Origin of the sequence: Brenneria sp. L3-3C-1, from assembly GCF_016456245.1 — a bacterium.
In the GTDB taxonomy this organism is placed as follows: domain Bacteria; phylum Pseudomonadota; class Gammaproteobacteria; order Enterobacterales; family Enterobacteriaceae; genus Brenneria.
In genome coordinates this window covers 59,432-80,530 of the sequence record NZ_JAEMHF010000005.1, presented here as the reverse complement: position 1 = coordinate 80,530, position 21,099 = coordinate 59,432, and the positions used below count along the sequence as shown (strand labels likewise).

The 21,099-nt window shown below is 51.4% G+C and carries 19 protein-coding genes and 1 tRNA gene; 6 read left to right on the top strand and 14 right to left on the bottom strand.

Annotated elements, in window-relative coordinates; genetic code table 11:
* Window positions 1-718 precede the first annotated feature (718 nt).
* Complete coding sequence (locus tag JG725_RS12075; protein WP_199378170.1) at window positions 719-4,585, top strand: non-ribosomal peptide synthetase; 3,867 nt, start codon at window positions 719-721, stop codon at window positions 4,583-4,585.
* A gap of 209 nt (window positions 4,586-4,794) precedes the next feature.
* Here JG725_RS12075 and JG725_RS12070 read toward each other — a convergent pair.
* From JG725_RS12070 to rlmE, 6 genes are all read right to left on the bottom strand, one after another.
* Window positions 4,795-4,881: transfer RNA gene (locus tag JG725_RS12070), tRNA-Leu, on the bottom strand.
* 23 nt (window positions 4,882-4,904) lie between these two features.
* A complete protein-coding gene (gene secG, locus JG725_RS12065; protein ID WP_172290163.1) occupies window positions 4,905-5,237 on the bottom strand; it encodes a preprotein translocase subunit SecG in 333 nt (110 codons plus the stop codon).
* A 342-nt stretch (window positions 5,238-5,579) separates the two neighbouring features.
* Window positions 5,580-6,917, bottom strand: coding sequence for a phosphoglucosamine mutase (gene glmM / locus JG725_RS12060; protein WP_172290164.1), 1,338 nt, complete (start codon window positions 6,915-6,917; stop codon window positions 5,580-5,582).
* A 7-nt stretch (window positions 6,918-6,924) separates the two neighbouring features.
* Window positions 6,925-7,758, bottom strand: coding sequence for a dihydropteroate synthase (folP, locus tag JG725_RS12055; RefSeq protein ID WP_199378168.1), 834 nt, complete (start codon window positions 7,756-7,758; stop codon window positions 6,925-6,927).
* 124 nt (window positions 7,759-7,882) lie between these two features.
* The gene (gene ftsH, locus JG725_RS12050; protein ID WP_172290166.1) at window positions 7,883-9,817 is read right to left on the bottom strand and encodes an ATP-dependent zinc metalloprotease FtsH; all 1,935 of its coding nucleotides are present in this window, start codon (window positions 9,815-9,817) and stop codon (window positions 7,883-7,885) included.
* Window positions 9,818-9,873: 56 nt separating this feature from the next.
* The gene (gene rlmE, locus JG725_RS12045) at window positions 9,874-10,503 is read right to left on the bottom strand and encodes a 23S rRNA (uridine(2552)-2'-O)-methyltransferase RlmE (RefSeq protein ID WP_172290167.1); all 630 of its coding nucleotides are present in this window, start codon (window positions 10,501-10,503) and stop codon (window positions 9,874-9,876) included.
* Window positions 10,504-10,647: 144 nt separating this feature from the next.
* On the opposite strand from rlmE, the gene yhbY reads away from it, so the two are divergent.
* Window positions 10,648-10,941: a ribosome assembly RNA-binding protein YhbY gene (gene yhbY / locus JG725_RS12040; protein WP_172290168.1), complete on the top strand. Its 294-nt coding sequence runs from the start codon at window positions 10,648-10,650 to the stop codon at window positions 10,939-10,941.
* Window positions 10,942-11,069: 128 nt separating this feature from the next.
* Here yhbY and greA read toward each other — a convergent pair whose 3' ends face one another.
* The gene (greA, locus tag JG725_RS12035) at window positions 11,070-11,546 is read right to left on the bottom strand and encodes a transcription elongation factor GreA (RefSeq protein ID WP_172290169.1); all 477 of its coding nucleotides are present in this window, start codon (window positions 11,544-11,546) and stop codon (window positions 11,070-11,072) included.
* Between the two features lie 267 nt (window positions 11,547-11,813).
* On the opposite strand from greA, the gene dacB reads away from it, so the two are divergent.
* On the top strand, window positions 11,814-13,247 hold the full coding sequence (dacB, locus tag JG725_RS12030) for a serine-type D-Ala-D-Ala carboxypeptidase (protein WP_199378167.1): 1,434 nt from the start codon (window positions 11,814-11,816) through the stop codon (window positions 13,245-13,247).
* A gap of 93 nt (window positions 13,248-13,340) precedes the next feature.
* On the opposite strand, the gene cgtA is transcribed toward dacB, so the two are convergent.
* From cgtA to rplU, 4 genes are all read right to left on the bottom strand, one after another.
* On the bottom strand, window positions 13,341-14,513 hold the full coding sequence (gene cgtA / locus JG725_RS12025) for an Obg family GTPase CgtA (RefSeq protein WP_172290171.1): 1,173 nt from the start codon (window positions 14,511-14,513) through the stop codon (window positions 13,341-13,343).
* A 281-nt stretch (window positions 14,514-14,794) separates the two neighbouring features.
* The gene (locus JG725_RS12020) at window positions 14,795-15,754 is read right to left on the bottom strand and encodes a DMT family transporter (protein ID WP_199378165.1); all 960 of its coding nucleotides are present in this window, start codon (window positions 15,752-15,754) and stop codon (window positions 14,795-14,797) included.
* A gap of 89 nt (window positions 15,755-15,843) precedes the next feature.
* A complete protein-coding gene (gene rpmA, locus JG725_RS12015; protein ID WP_109491399.1) occupies window positions 15,844-16,101 on the bottom strand; it encodes a 50S ribosomal protein L27 in 258 nt (85 codons plus the stop codon).
* A gap of 19 nt (window positions 16,102-16,120) precedes the next feature.
* The gene (rplU, locus tag JG725_RS12010) at window positions 16,121-16,432 is read right to left on the bottom strand and encodes a 50S ribosomal protein L21 (protein WP_009114476.1); all 312 of its coding nucleotides are present in this window, start codon (window positions 16,430-16,432) and stop codon (window positions 16,121-16,123) included.
* A 260-nt stretch (window positions 16,433-16,692) separates the two neighbouring features.
* Between rplU and ispB the strand changes: the two genes are divergently transcribed.
* Window positions 16,693-17,664, top strand: a complete 972-nt coding sequence (gene ispB / locus JG725_RS12005) for an octaprenyl diphosphate synthase (RefSeq protein WP_199378163.1) — start codon at window positions 16,693-16,695, stop codon at window positions 17,662-17,664.
* Window positions 17,665-17,690: 26 nt separating this feature from the next.
* Here the strand turns inward: ispB and JG725_RS12000 are convergent, their stop codons facing one another.
* Together JG725_RS12000 and JG725_RS11995 are read right to left on the bottom strand one after the other, a co-directional pair.
* Window positions 17,691-18,062 carry a DNA-binding protein gene (locus tag JG725_RS12000; protein WP_172290174.1) on the bottom strand — a complete coding sequence of 124 codons (372 nt, stop codon included), beginning with the start codon at window positions 18,060-18,062 and terminating at the stop codon, window positions 17,691-17,693.
* A 228-nt stretch (window positions 18,063-18,290) separates the two neighbouring features.
* Window positions 18,291-18,671: a DNA-binding protein gene (locus JG725_RS11995; protein WP_172290175.1), complete on the bottom strand. Its 381-nt coding sequence runs from the start codon at window positions 18,669-18,671 to the stop codon at window positions 18,291-18,293.
* A gap of 186 nt (window positions 18,672-18,857) precedes the next feature.
* On the opposite strand from JG725_RS11995, the gene JG725_RS11990 reads away from it, so the two are divergent.
* Window positions 18,858-19,121, top strand: coding sequence for a helix-turn-helix transcriptional regulator (locus JG725_RS11990; protein WP_172290176.1), 264 nt, complete (start codon window positions 18,858-18,860; stop codon window positions 19,119-19,121).
* Window positions 19,122-19,184: 63 nt separating this feature from the next.
* Here JG725_RS11990 and mdh read toward each other — a convergent pair whose 3' ends face one another.
* A complete protein-coding gene (gene mdh, locus JG725_RS11985; RefSeq protein ID WP_172290177.1) occupies window positions 19,185-20,123 on the bottom strand; it encodes a malate dehydrogenase in 939 nt (312 codons plus the stop codon).
* Window positions 20,124-20,593: 470 nt separating this feature from the next.
* Here mdh and argR point away from each other — a divergent pair, with 470 nt between their 5' ends.
* Window positions 20,594-21,064: a transcriptional regulator ArgR gene (argR, locus tag JG725_RS11980; RefSeq protein ID WP_172290178.1), complete on the top strand. Its 471-nt coding sequence runs from the start codon at window positions 20,594-20,596 to the stop codon at window positions 21,062-21,064.
* Window positions 21,065-21,099 lie beyond the last annotated feature (35 nt).

The window sequence follows — 21,099 nt, the reverse complement described above, 5'->3', positions numbered from 1 at the left end:
TGACAACTGCAAAAAAGCAAGTTATCTATAGGATTGGTACGAGGACCCAATTTGAATATTTAACCCATTGCATCGATGCATCAACAGACGCCGATCAAACTCGCGTTGTAATCATAAATATCAATTTTGAACCTCGAGTATGCGGCCGCATGATACCCATGATGTCGGGAAAAATCAAAACCCCATTTACCCCCTCAAAAAAACATTAATTAAACTAATTGTTAAAGTGCGTGATAGATGGAATCGGCAACAAATCCGGCCGCACCGCACTCAGACAGAAACGCATACCACCGATGGCAACGCCTTGCTGTATCGGCACATCTCACACCCACAAAAAAATAACCAATAATCAATTAATTACATGTGAATAGATGGATTTTTATTTCATCGAAAGAAATCTTTGTTTTATATCAACACAATCAAACGCATGCAAAATAAACGCCGTTTCATTGATAGGACACAATACATCCGCGTCCAACTTTGCCAATAGAGAATTTGCTTCTATCATAAAAATGATAAATAAAAATTATGATTTACCACTAAAAGAGCGCTGCAATAATGATGTACACAATCCCGCCCAATCTTCCGCTATCCATTTGTGAACCCATTGTTGACAACCATCAAAACGGTAAAAAGATTCAATGACCTCTGATGCCTTCTTCTTATCAACAAATTTACGCTCGAAATTAGCAGACTACACACAAAGAGGAGTACCTTAATGTCCGAAAAGGAAACCTGCCCACTGAGTACCGCTCAGCAAGAAGTCTATCTCGCTATCGCCCAGGCAGGCAGCAACAAAAACTACCACCTGTGTGACATCATCGAATTCAGAGGCCAGCTCCAACTGCCCTTGTTGGAACAGGCAATTAACACCGTTTGCGGCAAGACAGCTGCATTACATACCGTGTTTGAAATCGATCCGACCTCCAGCCAATGTGTGCAATACTTTCTTCCCAATACGCCGCTATCGTTCTTAGAGTGGCATGACTTTTCAGAAATCCCCGATCCCGAACAGGCTTACACAACGCTTCTGAATGAATTACTCAGCCAGGATATCGATCTTTCCCAAGCGCCGTTGGGCCGCTATGTGCTGATCAAACTGGCGGAAAACTTTTACCGGATGATAGAGCTGGGACCCCATCTCGTTATGGATGGCTACGGCCACAGTATTCTGTTTAGCAATATAGCCGATTACTACGGTCGGCTGCTGCGAGGGGAGACCGTAGCGCCGCTACCGATGTCGCCGCTGAAAAGCGTCGTCGAAGCGGAACAGGAATATTATGCCAGCAACGTCTATGTCAAAGACCAGGCCTACTGGCGCAAATATTGCCTGAAAATGCCGGATGCCACCCAATTGGTGCCGGGCGATGCGCCGCTGGTCACATTAAACCGACTGCGCAAGATCTTCACTGGGAAAACGCTGGACCGTCTTCGCGCCACAGTATCGGAGCATCAGCTTCGCCTTTCCAGCGTACTGCTGGCTCTCTGCGCAACCTACCTGCATAAAATGACCGGACAGACGGAGTTGGCCGTAGGCATGCCGGTCGCCGCCCGCAAGCTCAAGGCGCTTCGCACCATTCCGTCAATGGTATCCAACATCCTGCCGCTGCATCTGTCTTTCACCACAGAATCCACGGTGTTTTCAGTTGCCATAAACATTCAATACCAGTTGCGTCACCACCTGTTGCACCAGAGTTACCGCTCCGAAACCATGATCCGCGATCTCCAAGCCGAACGCGGTCATAAACCGCTGTTCAATACGCTGCTTAACATCCAGTCTTATGATCGGGATATTCGCTTTGACAACTGTGAAATGACAGTGGTAAATGTCGCCAACGGCCCGGCAAGACATCTGAATATCAATATATTCGAACGCAACAACAGTTACCTGGAGATCGGCTTCGACGCCAACGCCGACCTGTATACGCCCGAGGCTCTGGAACAACACTACCAGCGACTTATCCTGTTGCTGGAGCATTTCGTGAATATGCCCGACACGCCGGCTGCCGATTACGACCTGCTATTGCCCGGCGAGCGCGAGCGTTTTTATCCATTGCCGATCGCGGGCGATCCGCAGCCGACGTTCCGCGATGCTTTCGCCGACACGGTTCATGCCCATGCCGAACAGATCGCGCTGCTTCAGGACGATCGCGCGCTAAGCTATGCTCAGTTGGACAACTACGCCACCCGATTGGCCGGCCGGCTTCGGGCGCTCGGCGTATGCCCCGGCAGCGACGTGGCGGTGGTGACATCACGCAGTATCGAATGGGTGGTCGCGGCGGTGGCGCTGTTTAAACTGGGCGCCTGCTACATACCGGTGGTTCCGGATCTGCCGGATGCCCGCATCGAATACATCCTGAACGACGCCGCGCCCGCCATGGTGATCATCACTGGCGACAGCGCGATCAATATCCCCGTTCCCCAGGAAAAACGGCTGTTTTTGACAACCGAGGTACTGGAAAATCTGCCGCTTGCCGACCGGCCGCTGGCTGATTTCGATTCGGGCACGTCTGCCTATATGATCTACACCTCCGGCTCAACCGGAAAACCAAAGGGCGTTGAGGTGACTCACCGCAACCTGGAGCCTATCGCACGGACAGCTATTGAGGCTGCGGGGCTGCAACCAGGACAACGAGTGCTGCAATTCATAGCCGCAGGTTTCGACATGTCGGTGTTGGAAATCATGATGACGCTGTTGGCCGGCGCGACGCTGACGATCGCCGACAAAGTTTCCACCACGCCCGGCAAGCCGCTCGCCACGCTGGTGCGCCGCGAAAATATCCGGCTACTGGTGCTGACACCCAGCTTGCTGGCCTACCATGAGACAGAGGACTTTCCACAGGGCACCGTGCTGCTCCTGGGCGGCGAACCCTGTCCCCCGGCGCTGCTGGCGCGTTTCTCCCACTGCCGTCTGCTGAATGTCTACGGCCCGACGGAAACCTCGTTTGCCACCTCGATCAATGCCCACTACGGCACCGGCGATTTCTCTATCGGCACCGCCACGGCCAACACCCGCTTGTACGTGGTGGATAAACAGCAGCGCCTGTTGCCGCCGGGCAGTTGGGGCGAATTATTTATCGGCGGCCCCGGCGTAGCCAGAGGCTATCGTAATCGCCCGGACCTGACGGCCAAAGGCTTTGTGCCCGATCTGCTGGATGCGGCCGCCACCATGTACCGCTCCGGCGACAGCGTATTCTTCGACCATGCCGGACGTCTCTTCTATCAGGGCCGCAAGGACAGTCAGATCAAGCTGCGCGGTCTACGCATCGAGCTGGGCGAAATAAAGAACGCGCTTCTTGGCTGCTCCGGCGTGGAGGATGCCGTAGCCATGTTGTGTAACCTCGCTCACGGCCCGGCTATCGTTGCCTATGTCGCTAACAGCCGCGGAGAGTTGGACTGCGACTGTGTGAAAAAGGCGCTTAGCCGTCAGTTGCCGCAACACATGCTGCCAAGCATTATCATGGTCGTACCGTCTTTCCCGCTGACGCCTAACGGCAAGTTAGCGACCCGCGAACTGCCGCCTCCCGTTCAACAGGACGACAACGAACTGATACCGCCACGTACGCCGGAGGAGAAAATCATCTGCCGGCTGTTCGAATCGATTCTGGAATGTGAAACGGTATACGCCAACCAGAACTTCTTTACTCTGGGAGGCCACTCCCTACTGGGTCTACAGTTAATCGGTCGCATCAGGGAAGAGTTCGGCGTTTCGCTGAGTATCTCCGACTTCCTGACCGCCCCCACCCCGCGCCAGCTGGCGCAGCATCTTAAACCCGCTGACTGCCTCGACGATCCGTTCGACGCGATCCTTCCTCTACGCACCAAGGGCGCGCGTCCGCCGCTGTTCTGCATTCATCCCGGCGGCGGCATCGCCTGGTCATTCGCCGGCCTGCTGCCTTTCCTGCCGGAAGACCAGCCGGTCTACGCTATTCAGTCGCCTATCCTGCGCGATCCGCGCCGTGTGATCCACTCACTGGATGAATTGGCGAAAGAGTACCTGCAACATATCCGCACCATCCAACCGCAAGGGCCGTATCACCTAACCGGCTGGTCCGTGGGCGGTAATATAGCCTTGCGCATAGCAACGATGTTGCAGGCCGAAGGTCAAGAAGTGAGATTCCTGTGTATGTTTGATAGCTACCCGCTGCAAAACGGACAGGACTCGCTGAAACTGGATGACGCCACCGTCATCACCCGTATGACAAGGGCTATTGCCGGCGCGCCGCGCAGCGGCATAAAAGGGCTAAAAAGTGCAATGGCGGAGGCGCTGGGCAACGACAACATCGGTGAAGAGTTCCTCACCCGTTTAGTGAAAGACGCCAAACTGATGCTGAAGCTGCTGACCGAATGTCGCTATACCGCTTATGACGGCGATCTGGTTTTCATTCGAGCCACCTCCGATATCCTGAGAGCTAAGGATCAGCAACCTGCGCTATGGTTACAGTACATATCAGGTGAGTTGATCGAATACGAAGTGGAGGCACCGCACGAATGCATGCTGCAACGCCAATATCTGGAACAGTTTGGCCGACAATTTGCGGCAGAACTGCTTAAACGGCAGACCGACGCCGCTTTAGCGCCATGATGCGATGATATTAATGGCATTTCACAAACCGGAAAAAATTGTCTGTTAAGCATTTCTCGGCTCCCGCCGGAGCCGAGAAAGCGGAAAACCCGATGAGGCGGGTTGAATCAGGCTGGCGTCGGGAAAACTTGAAACGAAGGGAAAGCCGGTAAGAACAAGGGGTTGAGACAAAAAAAATAGACGTCGGTTGACGTCTATTGATTTTGTATTGGTACCGAGGACGGGACTTGAACCCGTAAGCCCAATCGGGCACTACCACCTCAAGGTAGCGTGTCTACCAATTCCACCACCTCGGCATCAAAACTACTTTTTACAACGATTACTTCGGAATATCGCTCGCGGGTGCGGCAGGCGCAGCAGGCGTGGTCTGCTCTACTTGCGCAGGCTGGCTCAGGTTTTCCCATGCACCGCCTTGTTTACTCTGCAACGAGCTCATGTTGCCCAGCGCCAAACTGATAATGAAGAACAGAGTCGCCAATACCGCTGTCATGCGCGTCATGAAATTACCGGAGCCGCTCGAACCGAACAAAGTGGCAGAAGCACCTGCTCCGAACGAGGCCCCCATATCAGCACCTTTACCTTGTTGCAGCATAATCAAGGCCACCAGCCCGATCGCTATCAACAGGAAAATCACTAAAAGAGCTTCGTACATAATTGTACCTGTAACCGTTTTCCCCATAATTTATGGAGATTTTAGATTCTTGCGGTAAAACCGCGTGTAATCCGCCAAAGCGAATGAATACATTCATCCCTTATTAAGCGGGTCTGAATACTAACCAAAGGCTGTAGCGTACGCAAGGGTAATTTAGTCGCCATAAGCTGATTGAAGAAAAAAACAGCGGCTTTGGCGATACCACAGCAATTGAACACTTTATCTATTTGATAGTTAATGGTAAGCCGATGCAAAAATAAAGGCCGATCATTTTAAAAAAGCAGCATAGCCAGAGTAACCGTGAAGTCATTGCTGGCTAATGCGAACGTGATTCAAAGGGTATTAATCCACGGCTTTTACCGCATCGGCTATCCGATTAGCCATTTCAATGACCGTCTCTTCATTCTCGCCCTCAACCATGACGCGGATCAGCGGCTCAGTGCCTGACTTTCTCAGTAATACTCGCCCACGACCGGTCAGTTCTTTTTCAACATCCTGTGTTATCTGTTGCACCGTTTTATCCTCAAGAGGATTGGTCTCCCCCGAGAAACGGACATTAACCAGAATTTGGGGGAACAGCTTCATACCGCTGCACAGATCGTGCAGACTCATGTGGTTTCTGACTATCGCAGTAAGCACTTGCAAACCCGCGATAATCCCATCCCCCGTCGTCGTTTTATCCAGAAGAATAACATGACCGGAATTTTCCGCGCCAATACGCCAGCCTTTTGCCTGCATCATTTCCAGCACATAGCGATCGCCGACTTTAGCGCGGGCAAACGGAATTCCCAATTGTTTTAAGGCCAGTTCCAACCCCATATTGCTCATCAGGGTTCCTACTGCGCCACCGCGCAACTGCCCCTGACGCAAACCTTCGCGAGCGATGATATACAGGATCTGATCGCCGTCGACTTTGTTACCGAGATGATCGACCATAATCAGCCGGTCGCCGTCGCCGTCAAATGCCAGCCCCGCATCGGCCTTTTCAGCGACGACCCGCGCCTGTAACTGCCTTACATCGGTTGCGCCGCATTCTTCATTGATGTTCATGCCATCTGGATCACAGCCAATGGAAATAACGTTGGCGCCCAGTTCACGCAATACGCTGGGGGCGATGTGATACGTTGCGCCGTTGGCGCAATCGACCACGATTTTCAGCCCGTTAAGATTCAGTTCACTTGGGAATGTGCCCTTGCAGAATTCAATATAACGCCCGGCCGCATCCACGATGCGATTCGCCTTACCGAGCTCCGCCGATTCAACACAGGTCAGCGGTTTCTCCAGCTCGGCTTCGATCGCTTCTTCCACTTCGTCAGGCAATTTGGTGCCATCGATAGAGAAGAATTTAATACCGTTATCATAATAAGGATTGTGCGACGCGGAAATGACAATACCGGCCTCAGCTCTGAAGGTGCGTGTCAGATAAGCCACGGCCGGTGTCGGCATGGGGCCGGTAAAAGAGGCGGATAATCCCGCCGCCGCCAGCCCGGCCTCTAGCGCTGACTCCAGCATATAACCGGAAATTCGGGTATCTTTACCGATGATGATTTTACGAGAACCATGGCGTGCCAGCACCTTACCCGCCGCCCAACCAAGTTTCAGCACAAAATCGGGCGTAATCGGACTGTCGCCCACTTTGCCCCGTACACCATCCGTCCCAAAATATTTACGGTTACTCATAATAGTTTTATTCCTTCGCTGAAAGAGTGGCCTCGACAATGCGCATGGCATCTACCGTTTCTTTTACGTCATGAACGCGAATAATGTGCGCACCCTGCATAGCCGCAATCACCGCACATGCAACACTCCCCTGAACCCGTTGCGCGGGAGGGAGATTGAGCAGTTGTCCGATCATGGTTTTTCTGGACATTCCAACCAGCAGGGGCAATCCGAAACGGTGTAATTCGCTCAGGCGAGCCAGAAGTTCATAATTATGCGCCAGATTTTTACCAAATCCGAACCCGGGATCCAGTAATAAGTTATTTTTCGGAATATTGCCGTTCACGCAACGATCGATTTGCCGTTGCAAAAAATCGCCGATTTCCACCATCAGGTCATCATAGTGGGGACTATGCTGCATGGTTTTCGGCAATCCCTGCATATGCATCAGGCAAACCGGCAGCCCGGCGGCGGCGGCGGCTTCCAACGCTCCCGGTTCTTGCAGCGAACGAACGTCGTTAATTAAGTGGGCGCCCGCCTGCGCCGAAGCCGCGATCACCTCCGGCTTTGAGGTATCGACGGAAATCCATGTATCAAAACGCAGAGACAACGCTTCAACGACAGGGATCACGCGCTCCAACTCTTCTTCCGTGCTGACCTCATCCGCGCCCGGACGGGTTGACTCGCCCCCGATATCAATCAGCGTGGCGCCGGCGGCAATCATCGCCTGTGCATGAAACAGCGCCTTATCCAGCTTATTATGTTTGCCGCCGTCAGAGAATGAATCAGGCGTGACGTTAAGAATTCCCATAACGTTGGGACAAGAAAGATCCAGAGTCGATCCCCTGGCGATCAATTGCATGATTTTCCCCTCAAAATCGTTGGTCTCTGCTAAAACTTATGCCACAGATTCTACAGTAAAAAACCCCGGACAAGTCCGGGGTTTACAGGAACAACAACGGCAAAGCGCTTGAGCGCCGACGAATTTATTTCTCGCCTAATTGTTCGGACATCGTGTTACCCGGATTTGGCGTACGGGGTTCATCAACCGGCGTCGGCGACTGAGGCGAACCGCCATTGTCGGAATTACCGTCCGAGCGTTGCTCTTCCCAGCCCGCAGGCGGACGAACGTCTTTACGCGACATCAAGTCGTCAATCTGAGGCGCATCAATGGTTTCATACTTCATCAATGCGTCTTTCATCGAATGAAGAATATCCATGTTTGCCATCAGTAATTCACGAGCACGTTGATAGTTACGTTCAATCAGGGACTTCACTTCCTGATCGATGATCCTGGCCGTTTCATCAGACATATGCTTGGCTTTAGCCACGGAACGCCCCAGGAACACTTCGCCGTCTTCCTCGGCATACAGCAACGGACCCAATTTCTCGGAGAAACCCCATTGCGTAACCATGTTGCGGGCAATCGACGTCGCGACCTTGATATCGTTTGACGCACCGGTCGATACTTTTTCCATGCCGTAGATAATTTCCTCCGCCAGACGGCCGCCGTATAACGTCGAAATCTGACTTTCCAATTTCTGACGGCTGGCGCTGATAGCATCGCCTTCGGGCAGGAAGAAGGTCACCCCTAACGCACGGCCGCGCGGAATAATCGTCACTTTATGCACCGGATCGTGCTCAGGCACCAAGCGGCCGATGATGGCGTGCCCGGCTTCATGATAGGCGGTCGACTCTTTCTGCTGCTCAGTCATCACCATCGAGCGGCGTTCCGCCCCCATCATGATTTTGTCTTTGGCTTTTTCAAATTCCACCATAGACACAACGCGTTTATTACCCCGGGCGGCAAACAAGGCCGCTTCATTGACCAGGTTCGCCAAATCAGCACCGGAGAAGCCCGGCGTACCGCGTGCAATAACCGAGGCATCAATATCCGGAGACAAAGGTACGCGGCGCATATGCACTTTCAGAATCTGTTCACGGCCGCGAACATCCGGCAGGCCAACCACCACCTGACGGTCGAAACGGCCCGGACGCAGCAACGCCGGGTCGAGCACGTCGGGACGGTTGGTCGCGGCGATGACAATAATGCCTTCGTTGCCTTCAAAACCATCCATCTCAACCAGCATCTGGTTCAAGGTCTGTTCACGTTCATCGTGACCGCCGCCCAGACCGGCGCCGCGCTGACGACCCACCGCATCGATTTCATCGATAAAGATGATACAAGGCGCGGCTTTCTTGGCTTGCTCAAACATGTCGCGTACGCGGGATGCGCCCACGCCGACGAACATTTCGACAAAGTCTGAACCAGAGATGGTAAAGAAAGGCACCTTGGCTTCACCGGCGATCGCTTTTGCCAGCAACGTCTTACCCGTACCCGGAGGGCCGACCATCAGAATACCTTTCGGTATCTTGCCGCCCAGTTTCTGGAAACGGCTTGGCTCACGCAGATATTCGACCAGTTCGCTTACTTCTTCTTTTGCTTCGTCGCAACCGGCAACGTCGGCAAATGTGGTCTTGATCTGATCTTCCGTCAACATACGCGCCTTGCTTTTGCCAAAAGACATGGCGCCTTTACCGCCACCGCCTTGCATTTGACGCATAAAGAAGATCCAGACACCAATCAGCAGCAGCATCGGGAACCAGGAAATAAAGATCGAAGCCAGCAGGCTCGGCTCTTCCGGTGGCTCACCAACGACTTTTACATTCTTCGTTATCAGGTTATCCAGCAGCTTGGGATCGTTGACAGGAATATAAGTCGTGTATCTGTTGCTATCTTTTTTGATAACACTGATCTCACGCCCGTTAATACGTGCTTCACGGACCTGATCCTGATTCACCTCAGTTAAGAAGGTTGAATAATCCACCCTACGGCCATTCGACTCGCTGGGCCCAAAGCTCTGGAAAACGGACATCAGCACAACTGCGATGACTAACCAGAGAATCAGGTTTTTCGCCATGTCACTCAAGGGATTAACCTCATATTACAACTGTGTTAAAAAACAGCGTTAGGGTACTACAGTTTGCGCCCTGTCGCTACGATATACACTTCCCGTGATCTGGCACGCGAAGCGTCTGGCTTACGAATCTTGACCTTCGTAAACAGGGAGCGAATTTCCCGCAGGTATTCATCAAAACCTTCTCCCTGAAACACTTTAACCAGGAAACTTCCGCCTGGCGCTAATACATCCCGACACATATCAAGTGCTAATTCAACCAGATACATCGATTTCGGAATATCAACCGCAGGTGTACCACTCATGTTAGGGGCCATGTCGGACATCACCACCTGAACTTTGTTGTCCCCGACTCTTTCGAGAAGCGCTTTAAGGACTAATTCATCACGAAAATCCCCTTGCAGGAAATCGACTCCAACAATAGGATCCATCGGTAAAATATCACAGGCGATAATGCGCCCCTTACCGCCAATCTGCGTCACCACATACTGTGACCAGCCCCCGGGGGCCGCGCCTAGGTCAACCACCGTCATGCCGGGTTTAAACAGCTTATCGCCCTGTTGTATCTCATCAAGTTTAAACCAAGCTCGCGAGCGGAGCCCTTTTTTCTGCGCCTGTTGCACATATTTATCGCTAAAGTGTTCCTGCAGCCATCGACTGGAACTTGCAGAACGCTTTTTATTAGCCATCTATTTTCCAACTATTCTTAGTAAAGGCGCTCTCGGTGAGTAGAAACTTCTCACATATACCCAATCAGCACAGCCGGATTGGTTATAATCATGAGATGGCGGTAGAATGAGCCGTTTTCAATCCCAACCTAAGCAAAAAAGACAATGAACCTAAGTAATAAACAAAAACAACACCTGAAAGGTCTGGCGCACCCGTTAAAACCGGTTGTCATGCTGGGCAATAACGGCCTCACCGAAGGTGTTCTGGCTGAGATCGAACAAGCATTGGAACATCACGAACTGATCAAAGTGAAAATCGCTACGGAAGAGCGTGAAACCAAAACTTTGATTGTCGACGCGATTGTTCGCGAAACCGGAGCCAGCAACGTTCAGGTTATCGGTCATACGCTGGTGCTTTATCGTCCCGCGAAAGAACGTAAAATTGTGTTACCACGATAACACTTTTTATTTCAGGATACTCTGTTTTAACGGAAAGGTGCCATGCCTGTCTGTTAGAGAAAAGGCCGCAAGCGGCCTTTTTCTTTTCTTTACAAAGATTGCTGTTTTTATCATCAAAACAACAATCTTTACAGATATTCAACACTGGTTATTTCGTATTCCACATCTCCGCCAGGCGTGCGGATCACCACGATATCATCCTGCTCTTTACCGATAAGCCCACGGGCGATGGGCGAGTTCACTGAAATCAGATTCAGCTTAAAATCGGCCTCGTCGTCACCCACAATGCGATAGGTTTGTTCTTCTTCGGTATCCAGGTTGATCACCTTGACGGTCGCACCGAAAATAACCCGGCCCGTTGCAGACATCTTCGTCACATCAATGACCTGGGCGTTGGAGAGTTTGGCTTCAATATCCCGGATACGCCCTTCACAAAAACCCTGCTGCTCGCGCGCGGCATGGTATTCCGCATTTTCTTTCAGATCGCCATGCTCACGGGCTTCGGCAATCGCGGCAATAATTTCGGGCCGGCGCACACTCTTCAAAAAATCCAGTTCTTCGCGTAATTTTTCGGCACCACGCAACGTCATCGGAAATTGTTTCATATTGTCTATACCTCTAAAAAATCCGTACGACTCAAATAATCGTCATCCTGACGCGTTAATCATCAAATACGACGCAGGATCTACTACATGCCAGTGCTTCCTGGCGATTAAACAAAAGTAACCAGCCCCGGAACAAATTTTCCAGGCCGGAAGCGATTTTGCATTTTGATACGCATTTTAACCCAGAGTTCCATGAGGGTCATCGTTTACTTTAGGCCTTATTGCACCGTAGTATGACCACACGTTACCCTGTTGTTAGCTGAGATTATGCGTTTTTCATCGATTCTTACCGGACTTGCCTGCGCTTTTGTTCTGCATTCCCATGCAGCAACTGTTGAAGATCACATCCAATACCTGCCCGATGGCGCCAATCTGGCGATGGTGGTGCAAAAGATTGGGGCTACTACGCCAACAATGGCTTTTAACAGTCAGCAGATGGCGCTACCGGCCAGTACGCAAAAAGTGTTGACCGCGCTGGCCGCCCTCCTTCAGTTGGGGCCGGACTATCGCTTCGTCACCACGATGGAAAGCCATGGCCCGGTAACTAACGGTATATTACGCGGCAACCTGATCGTCCGCTTCAGCGGCGATCCTACTCTGAAACGTCAGCAAATACGCAACATGGTACAGGAATTAAGAAAGCGCGGCGTACAGGAGATTGCCGGGGACGTGATGATCGACACCTCGGTTTTCGCCAGCCACGATAAGGCGCCCGGCTGGCCCTGGAACGATATGACCCAATGCTTCAGCGCCCCGCCGTCGGCCGCCATCGTTGACCGTAACTGTTTCTCTATTTCGCTTTATAGCGCGCCTAAAGCCGGCGATAACGCGTTTATCCGCGTTGCGTCATATTACCCGGTGCAAATGCTCAGCGAGGTTCGTACGCTGGCCAAAGGCTCTCCTGACGCGCAATACTGCGAACTGGATGTCATCCCCGGCGAACTGAACCGTTTTACGCTAACCGGCTGCCTGACGCAGCGCGCGGATCCTCTGCCGCTGGCCTTTGCGATTCAGGATGGCGCCAGCTTTGCCGGCGCCATCGTCAAAGACGAACTGTTGCAGGCGGATATCCGAATCCAGGGCAGCTTACGCCGTCAGACGCAACCGGGCCCGGCCGGCAGCGTACTGGCGCAAACCCAGTCAGCCCCGCTGCATGACCTGCTGACCGTTATGCTTAAAAAGTCCGACAACATGATTGCCGATACCGTTTTTCGCACCATCGGACGTGAGCGATTCAATGTGCCGGGCACGTGGCGCGCGGGCGCCGATGCGGTACGTCAGGTATTACGCCAGAAAGCCGGGGTTGATTTGGGCAACAGTATTGTGGTGGATGGCTCCGGTTTGTCGCGCCATAATCTGATCTCCCCCGCAACCATGATGCAGGCATTACAGTACATTGCCCAACACGATCAGGAGCTGAATTATATTTCGATGCTGCCGCTGGCCGGATATGACGGCACGCTACGTTATCGCGGCGGGTTGCATGAGGCGGGCGTAAACGGCAAGGTTTCCGCCAAAACCGGCGCATTGCAAGGGGTTTATAATCTGGCGGGCTTTATCACCACGGCCAGCGGTCAGCGAATGGCTTTCGTCCAGTTCCTTTCCGGTTACGCGGTTCCACCGGAAGAACAACGCTCACGCCGCGTCCCGCTGGTGCGGTTTGAAAGTCGTTTATACAAAGATATTTATCAAAATAACTAACAAAAACAGCGCAGTGAATGCGCTGTTTTTTGGCTAACGATAACCGTCGTCATGCCCGCGAAAGCGGGCATCTGTTTCGGACGGGATAGATAATCAGCGATGATAAATCGTTTCGACGCCCTCTTCGTCATCGTCGTCCCAATCATCATCCCACTCTTCTTCGGCTTCGCTTTCCGCCGTCGCCAGTTGCTCACGGTGATAGTCGTCCCACATAAACTCGACTTTCTCCGGTTCGCTTTCCTCTATCGCCATGGCTTTTGGCTGTACCTTCAGGAAGTTCATCACATCCCAGCACAATGCATTGACGCCTTCGCGATTGGCGGCGGAAATCAGATAATATTTCTCTTCCCAGCCCAGCGCGGCGGCGATTTCCTTGGCGCGTTTCTCAGCTTCGGCTTTGTCAATCAAATCGATTTTATTGAATACCAGCCAGCGTGGTTTTTCAGACAATCCGGCGCTGTATTGCTGCAATTCATTCACGATCACTTTGGCGTTTTCTACCGGATCGGACTCATCGATCGGCGCCAGATCAACCAGATGCAACAGCACCCGGCAACGTTCCAGATGCTTCAGGAAGCGAATGCCTAAACCCGCGCCGTCAGAAGCCCCTTCAATCAACCCGGGGATATCGGCGACCACAAAGCTTTGTTCACTGTCCATACGGACGACACCGAGGCTTGGAACCAATGTGGTAAAGGGATAGTCAGCCACTTTCGGCTTGGCGGCGGAAACGGCGCGGATGAACGTCGACTTACCCGCATTAGGCAGCCCCAGCATGCCGACATCCGCCAGCAACAGTAACTCCAGCATCAGTTCGCGTTCTTCACCCGGCGTACCGTTGGTTTTCTGGCGAGGCGCGCGATTGACGGAAGACTTGAAGCGGGAGTTTCCCAAACCATGCCAGCCGCCTTTGGCAACCATCAGTTTCTGCTGATGGCGCGTCATATCGCCCAGCACTTCGCCGGTGCCCTGATCCAGCACCCGAGTGCCGACAGGCACCTTTATCGTGATGTCTTTACCGCGTTTCCCGGTACAGTCACGGCTCTGACCGTTTTGTCCGCGTTCGGCGCGGAATGACTTTTCAAAACGGTAGTCGATCAGCGTATTCAGGTTTTCATCCGCCAGCAGATAAACGTCGCCGCCGTCGCCGCCGTCGCCGCCGTCAGGGCCACCATTGGGAATATATTTTTCACGGCGGAAGCTTACGCAGCCATTACCGCCATCACCTGCCACAACCAGAATTGTGGCTTCATCTACAAACTTCATCGATTCTCTCCGCAAAAAACCAATAGAGAATATCTACTTGTTTTAGGCTATTTATTGGTTCTTTTTGGCGTAACCTATTGATTTTAAGGTGTGTGGCATGCTTCGCCATTCACCATTAAAAACTGACGCGCCAGAACCTGTTCCGGCAAAGGGGCGGATTGTACCCGCTTACCTCAATATTTTCATCTGTATTAAAAATAAACAGTACAGACGGGATGTCAAAACGTCGCCATCATGATGACCTTTACAGGTTAGCGCCGCTTGTATTTTACACGGGCGACTTACTTTGGCACGACGATGGATACCGGCTCTCTTCTTCCAGGGAAAAAACGGTGCCCGATTGCAGAAAACATCGCCCCGGCCACCACGACCAAAGCGCCGATATACCCTAGCAAATTCAGCACCGGCGGCGCAAAGAACGTCGGCCAAGCCAATGCCAGCAAATCGGAAAAAAGCAGGGTAAATAACGGGGTGAGCGTAATAACCGCGCTTACCTGCGCCGCCTGCCAACGCGCCATCGCCTCTGCCAGCGCCCCATAACCTATCAGCGTATTGGCGCCGCAAAACAATAGACAAACAAGCTGCCAACCATCAAGTTGCAGAATAACCGCAGGGCGCGCCAATGGCGTAATAAACAGAACGCAAAGCACATAAAGCAGCAACAGAATCTGCTGTGACGTCAGACGGCGCAACAGCACTTTTTGCGCCACGCCGTATGTCACCCACACCGCGGCGGCGCAAACGCCCAGCAATACGCCCAGTGTGTAATCGGTAAGACGCGTGAAGATTTCAATCAGGCTGGCGTTAAAAAACAATACCAGTCCGCAAACCAGCATCACGGCGCCAATAACCTGCGTAATGCGCATCTTTTCTTTTAAGATAAGCACGCTGGCAAACATCATACCGACCGGCGAAAGCTGACCGATAACCTGAGACGCAGTCGGGCTGAGATATTGCAATGACGAACTGAAAAAAACGAAATTTCCCAATAGCCCGCAGGTCGCTATCAATAACACAACCCACCACCGGCGCCGCCGAAAGATCCGCAACGGCGGTAATTGTTTTCGTGAAAACAGCACGATCCCCAGACCGAATGAAGCGATGAGGAATCGGTACCAAACAATGGTGTACGGCTCCATGACAACCAGAACCTGCTTCATGGCGATCGGCAGCGCGCCCCAGCAAATCGCCGTAATCAGCGCCAGACAGAGACCGATGCCCGTCTGTTGTTGCGTATTCATGTTCGTCTCAGATGATCACCAGGAAGCAGAATGTAAAAAGCCCCGCAACGAATTGCGGGGCTTAAATCTATAAGACCTGACGCGAAAAATTATTCAGCAACGATACTGATATATTTACGGTTTTTAGGGCCTTTCACTTCAAACTGCACTTTACCGTCAGCCAAAGCGAACAGCGTATGGTCTTTTCCGCAGCCTACATTGCTACCGGCGTGGAATTTGGTTCCGCGCTGACGAACGATGATGCTGCCAGCTAATACAGCTTCTCCGCCGAAACGTTTTACGCCCAGGCGTTTGCTTTCTGAGTCACGGCCGTTACGAGTTGAACCGCCAGCTTTCTTGTGTGCCATTAATCCGCTCTCCTAAATCTTAAGCGCTGATGCCGGTGATTTTCACGTCAGTGAACCACTGACGATGGCCCGCTTGCTTACGGTAGTGTTTACGACGACGAAACTTAACAATCTTAACTTTCTCGCCGCGACCGTGAGCAACAACTTCAGCTTTGATCTTACCGCCATCGACGAAAGGAACGCCGATTTTGATTTCTTCACCATTGGCAACCATCAGAACCTGATCAAACTCAATAGCTTCACCAGTTGCGATGTCCAGCTTTTCCAAGCGAACGGTTTGACCTTCGCTTACTCGGTGTTGTTTACCACCACTTTGGAAAACTGCGTACATAAAAAACTCCGCTTTCCGCGCACTCAACGTATGATTATCCAGAGCGCACTATAAATATTCACAATAGGGCGCGAATTCTACGCAAAAATACTGAGGATGACAAGTGCAGAATCAAACGTTGTGAAGAAAAAGAATACAACGTATTAACTGCCGTTTATCTCTCTCATTTTTCCAGTACAATCTACTCAACAAGTTCCCTCATATGCCGATATGAAACAGCAATCTTACGGCGATGTTGAAGATATTAGCTGGCACAAACAATGAATCTAGAGCAAATCACAGCGTTAACCACTCAGGACATGACCGCCGTTAATGAAGTCATTCTTGAGCAACTGAACTCGGATGTCGTACTCATTAATCAACTCGGCCACTATATCATCAGCGGCGGCGGCAAACGTATCAGACCGATGATTGCCGTGCTCGCCGCCCGCGCGCTCGCCTATGACGGTCATAAGCATATTACCGTGGCGGCATTGATCGAGTTCATCCACACCGCCACCTTACTGCACGATGACGTTGTGGATGAGTCCGACATGCGCCGCGGCAAAGCGACGGCAAATGCGGCTTTTGGCAATGCGGCCAGCGTACTGGTCGGCGACTTTATCTATACCCGCGCGTTTCAAATGATGACCAGCCTGGAGTCGCTGCGCGTACTGGCGCTGATGTCCGAAGCCGTCAACGTGATAGCCGAAGGCGAAGTACTACAGTTGATGAACTGCAACGATCCCAATATCACCGAAGAAAGCTATATGCGGGTCATTTACAGTAAAACCGCACGATTGTTCGAGGCTGCCGCCCAATCATCGGCGATTCTAGCCGGTGCGACGCCGGAACAGGAAAAAGCATTGCAGGATTACGGCCGCTATCTGGGCACGGCGTTTCAGCTAATTGATGATTTACTGGATTATAACGCTGACGGCAAAACGCTGGGTAAAAATACCGGCGATGACCTTAATGAAGGCAAACCGACCTTGCCTTTGCTGCATGCGATGCATAACGGCAATGCGGAACAAAGCGCCATGATTCGCCAGGCGATTGAAAACGGCAACGGACGCCACCTGCTTGATCCCGTACTTGCGGCCATGCAGCAGTGCGGTTCGCTCGACTATACCCGTCTGCGCGCAGAGGAAGAGGCGGATAAAGCGATTGCAGCGCTGCAACCGTTATCGGAAACCCCCTTCCGCATTGCGCTTGAGGGGCTAGCTCACCTGGCAGTGCAACGTGATTTCTGACAACGTCGCCTTGTGGTGATTAGCAATTATGCTGTCTGGTCATCGGCGACATCATCCAGACGAGACAGCATAGCTAAGGTGCCTTCACGCAAAATAAAATTAATCAACCGGGATTGTTCGCTTTCCGAAAGCTGATGAAAAATATGAATCCATGACGCCAGCAATGCGGGTTCTTTTTTTGCCTGATACTCCAGCACCTCGCTTTCTTTCAGCAACAGCGAATCTTTCACCTCATCAGGCAAACTGCGGATGGAATACTCAACGCCGCGCCCTTGAACACCTTTGCGCCGCCTTCTCTCCCAACCGTCCTCGCGGGCCCGTTTGTTTAATCCCTGCGGAGTTTTAGGCAGCCCGCCCACGCCAATCAGTTCATTAGTCGCAAACCACTCTTTGTCCATACTCACTACTCCTTGTTTATTCCTGAGGCAACGCCGGTCGCGCGCCCCAAAAGTTTCCATATAATAGACTATAATTACCTAAACATCTAACGTTCACGCGTTATTGGTATCACTAAAGCTGTAAACGGCGCGCCATCGCAGGCATTTCATATGAATCATCAGGAAAGAGTAAAAACAGAGGAATAAGGCGTATCGCCATCTGAACAGATGGCAATAGAAGGCCGGCATTTACTCGGCGATCCTATCTGGATCGGCGTTCTCAGTAGACACGCCAAGCTGGCTCAGCGTGGCGGAGACGCCGACTCTCAAAATATAGCCAATCAGCTCGTCTCTTTCTTTTTCAGAGAGTTGATAATATATCTGCAACCAAACGGCCAGCGTGGCGGGCTGTTTTACGGAATATGCCGGGGAATCGCTTTCGAGTAATAAGGATTTTTTTACCGTATCGGGAAGACTATGAATCGAATACTCCACACCTCTCCCCTGAACGCCTTTACGACGGCGCTTTTCCCATCCATCTTCACGAGCGCGTTTATTCAATCCCTGTCTTGATTTCGGGAGGCCGCCGACACCAACCAGCTCGCTGGTAGCAAACCACTCTTTTTTCATAGCCTTTCATCCTGATAGTGCCATGCCTAACAAAAACCAATTTATTTGGAAATTAATTGAGAATCTTTTAGAAAATTAATGCTATATTATTTCCAAATAATAGTATCACGTTAGCCTGGCATATAACTCACATTCGTTATTTATACCACTAATACACAGTCGTCTTATAGCAATAAGGGAAGGATTATGACTTTAAGGAAACATGACTGGCATCCCGCTGATATCATTGCCGCCTTGCGCAAAAAAGGCACAACGCTGGCTGCGGTATCACGTGCTGCCGGATTAAGTTCATCAACACTGGCTAATGCGTTGACGCGCCCCTGGCCTAAAGGAGAGTGGTTGATAGCTGATGCGTTGGGGATCCACCCATCAGAAATCTGGCCAAGTCGTTATTATGATCCGGAAACCAACGAGCTTATTGACAGAAAGAAACTGATTCGCCCCCAGTAAAGACAAAAGCCGGAGAGACACTCTCCGGCTTGTAGACTCATGATGACGAAATCGCAGCGTTCATTAGCCTTTTATGAAAGACTCGCCCAGTTCGATATCCTGATTTAGCGTATCCAACATATTCGTGAGCGACGCTTGCTCAAACGCGCTTAACGTACCAATGTCTTTACGTTCAACAATACCCTCTTTACCCAACAGCACAGGCTGAGCAAAGAAACGGGCATATTTGCCGTCGCTTTCTACATAGGCGCATTCAACAACGTTGCTTTCACCCTGCAAGGCACGAACCAGAGACAGGCCGAATCGGGCAGCTGCCTGCCCCATCGACAAGGTCGCCGATCCGCCGCCGGCTTTCGCTTCCACAACTTCGGTACCGGCATTCTGGATGCGCTTTGTCAGGTCGGCGGCTTCCTGCTCGCTGAAGCTTACGCCGGGGATTTGCGACAGCAAAGGCAGAATCGTCACGCCGGAATGGCCGCCGATAACAGGAACATTGATGTCCTGCGGTTGTTTGCCTTTCAGTTCAGCCACAAACGTATTAGAACGGATGATATCCAGCGTGGTGACGCCGAACAGTTTGTTTCTGTCGTAAACGCCCGCTTTTTTCAACACTTCGGCGGCGATAGCCACTGTCGTATTCACCGGGTTGGTGATGATGCCAATGCAGGCTTTGGGGCAGGTACTGGCGATTTGCTCAACCAGATTGCGCACAATCCCGGCATTTACATTGAATAAATCTGAACGGTCCATACCCGGCTTACGGGCCACGCCAGCAGATATCAACACGATGTCGGCGCCAACCAGCGCCGGGGTCGCGTCTTCGCCGCTATAGCCTTTGATTTTGACTGCGGTAGGAATATGGCTCAGATCAACCGCAACGCCCGGGGTTACCGGAGCAATGTCATAAAGCGATAATTCCGAACCTGAAGGAAGCTGGGTTTTGAGGAGGAGCGCAAGGGCCTGACCAATACCGCCTGCTGCACCAAGAACTGCAACTTTCATCCTAAACTCCTTATTATCGTAAAGTACAAAAATTTTGTGAATTCATATAATTATAGAATTAACACTAGAAGAAAAAATGAAGCGCATTTACTTACCGTCAACGGATAGCGCTTAAAGACTGAAAATATCCTATGTCTCTAATAATAAATCAAAAACGGCTAATAATTTGAAAGGTAAGTAAAGTTAATGGGCTTTTGAGTTAAAAATGCGGCGCACATTTATGGCCAGTCAACTAGGGGACTACATTACACCGATCGTCGGTCTGCAAACAACATCATTCTGATAACATTTGGTTCACTTTTATGTGACCTGCAACACAGTTTTCAGACTCGCCGGCTTGGCGGAATTTTTATTTTTTTATTCATCCGGATCATAACGGATGAACGGCGCTATTATACGCATTATGATTGCATAAAAATTCACTTATCTGCATAATAACGACACAAATAACCCTATGAATCCGGTGCAGAATGCGTAACACGACAAAACAGGAAGACTTAGTTAAGGCGTTCAAAGCGCTGCTGAAAGAAGAAAAGTTCAGCTCTCAAAGTGAGATCGTTCAAGCTTTGCAAGATGACGGATTTGAAAACATCAATCAGTCCAAAGTCTCACGCATGCTGACTAAATTTGGTGCGGTACGGACACGTAACGCCAAAATGGAAATGGTTTACTGTCTGCCCGCCGAGCTTGGCGTTCCCACCACCACCAGCCCACTCAAGAATCTGGTGCTGGACGTCGACTTTAATGATGCCGTAGTGGTTATCCATACCAGCCCGGGCGCAGCGCAGTTGATCGCGCGTTTGCTCGACTCGTTGGGTAAATCAGAAGGGATTCTCGGCACCATCGCGGGCGATGACACCATCTTCACCACCCCAGCCAGAGGGTTCAGCGTCAAACAGCTTTACGAGGCTATTTTGGTGCTGTTCGAGCAGGAACTGTAGCCGAACAGCCGTAACAACATCGCCCGCGCCTTGAT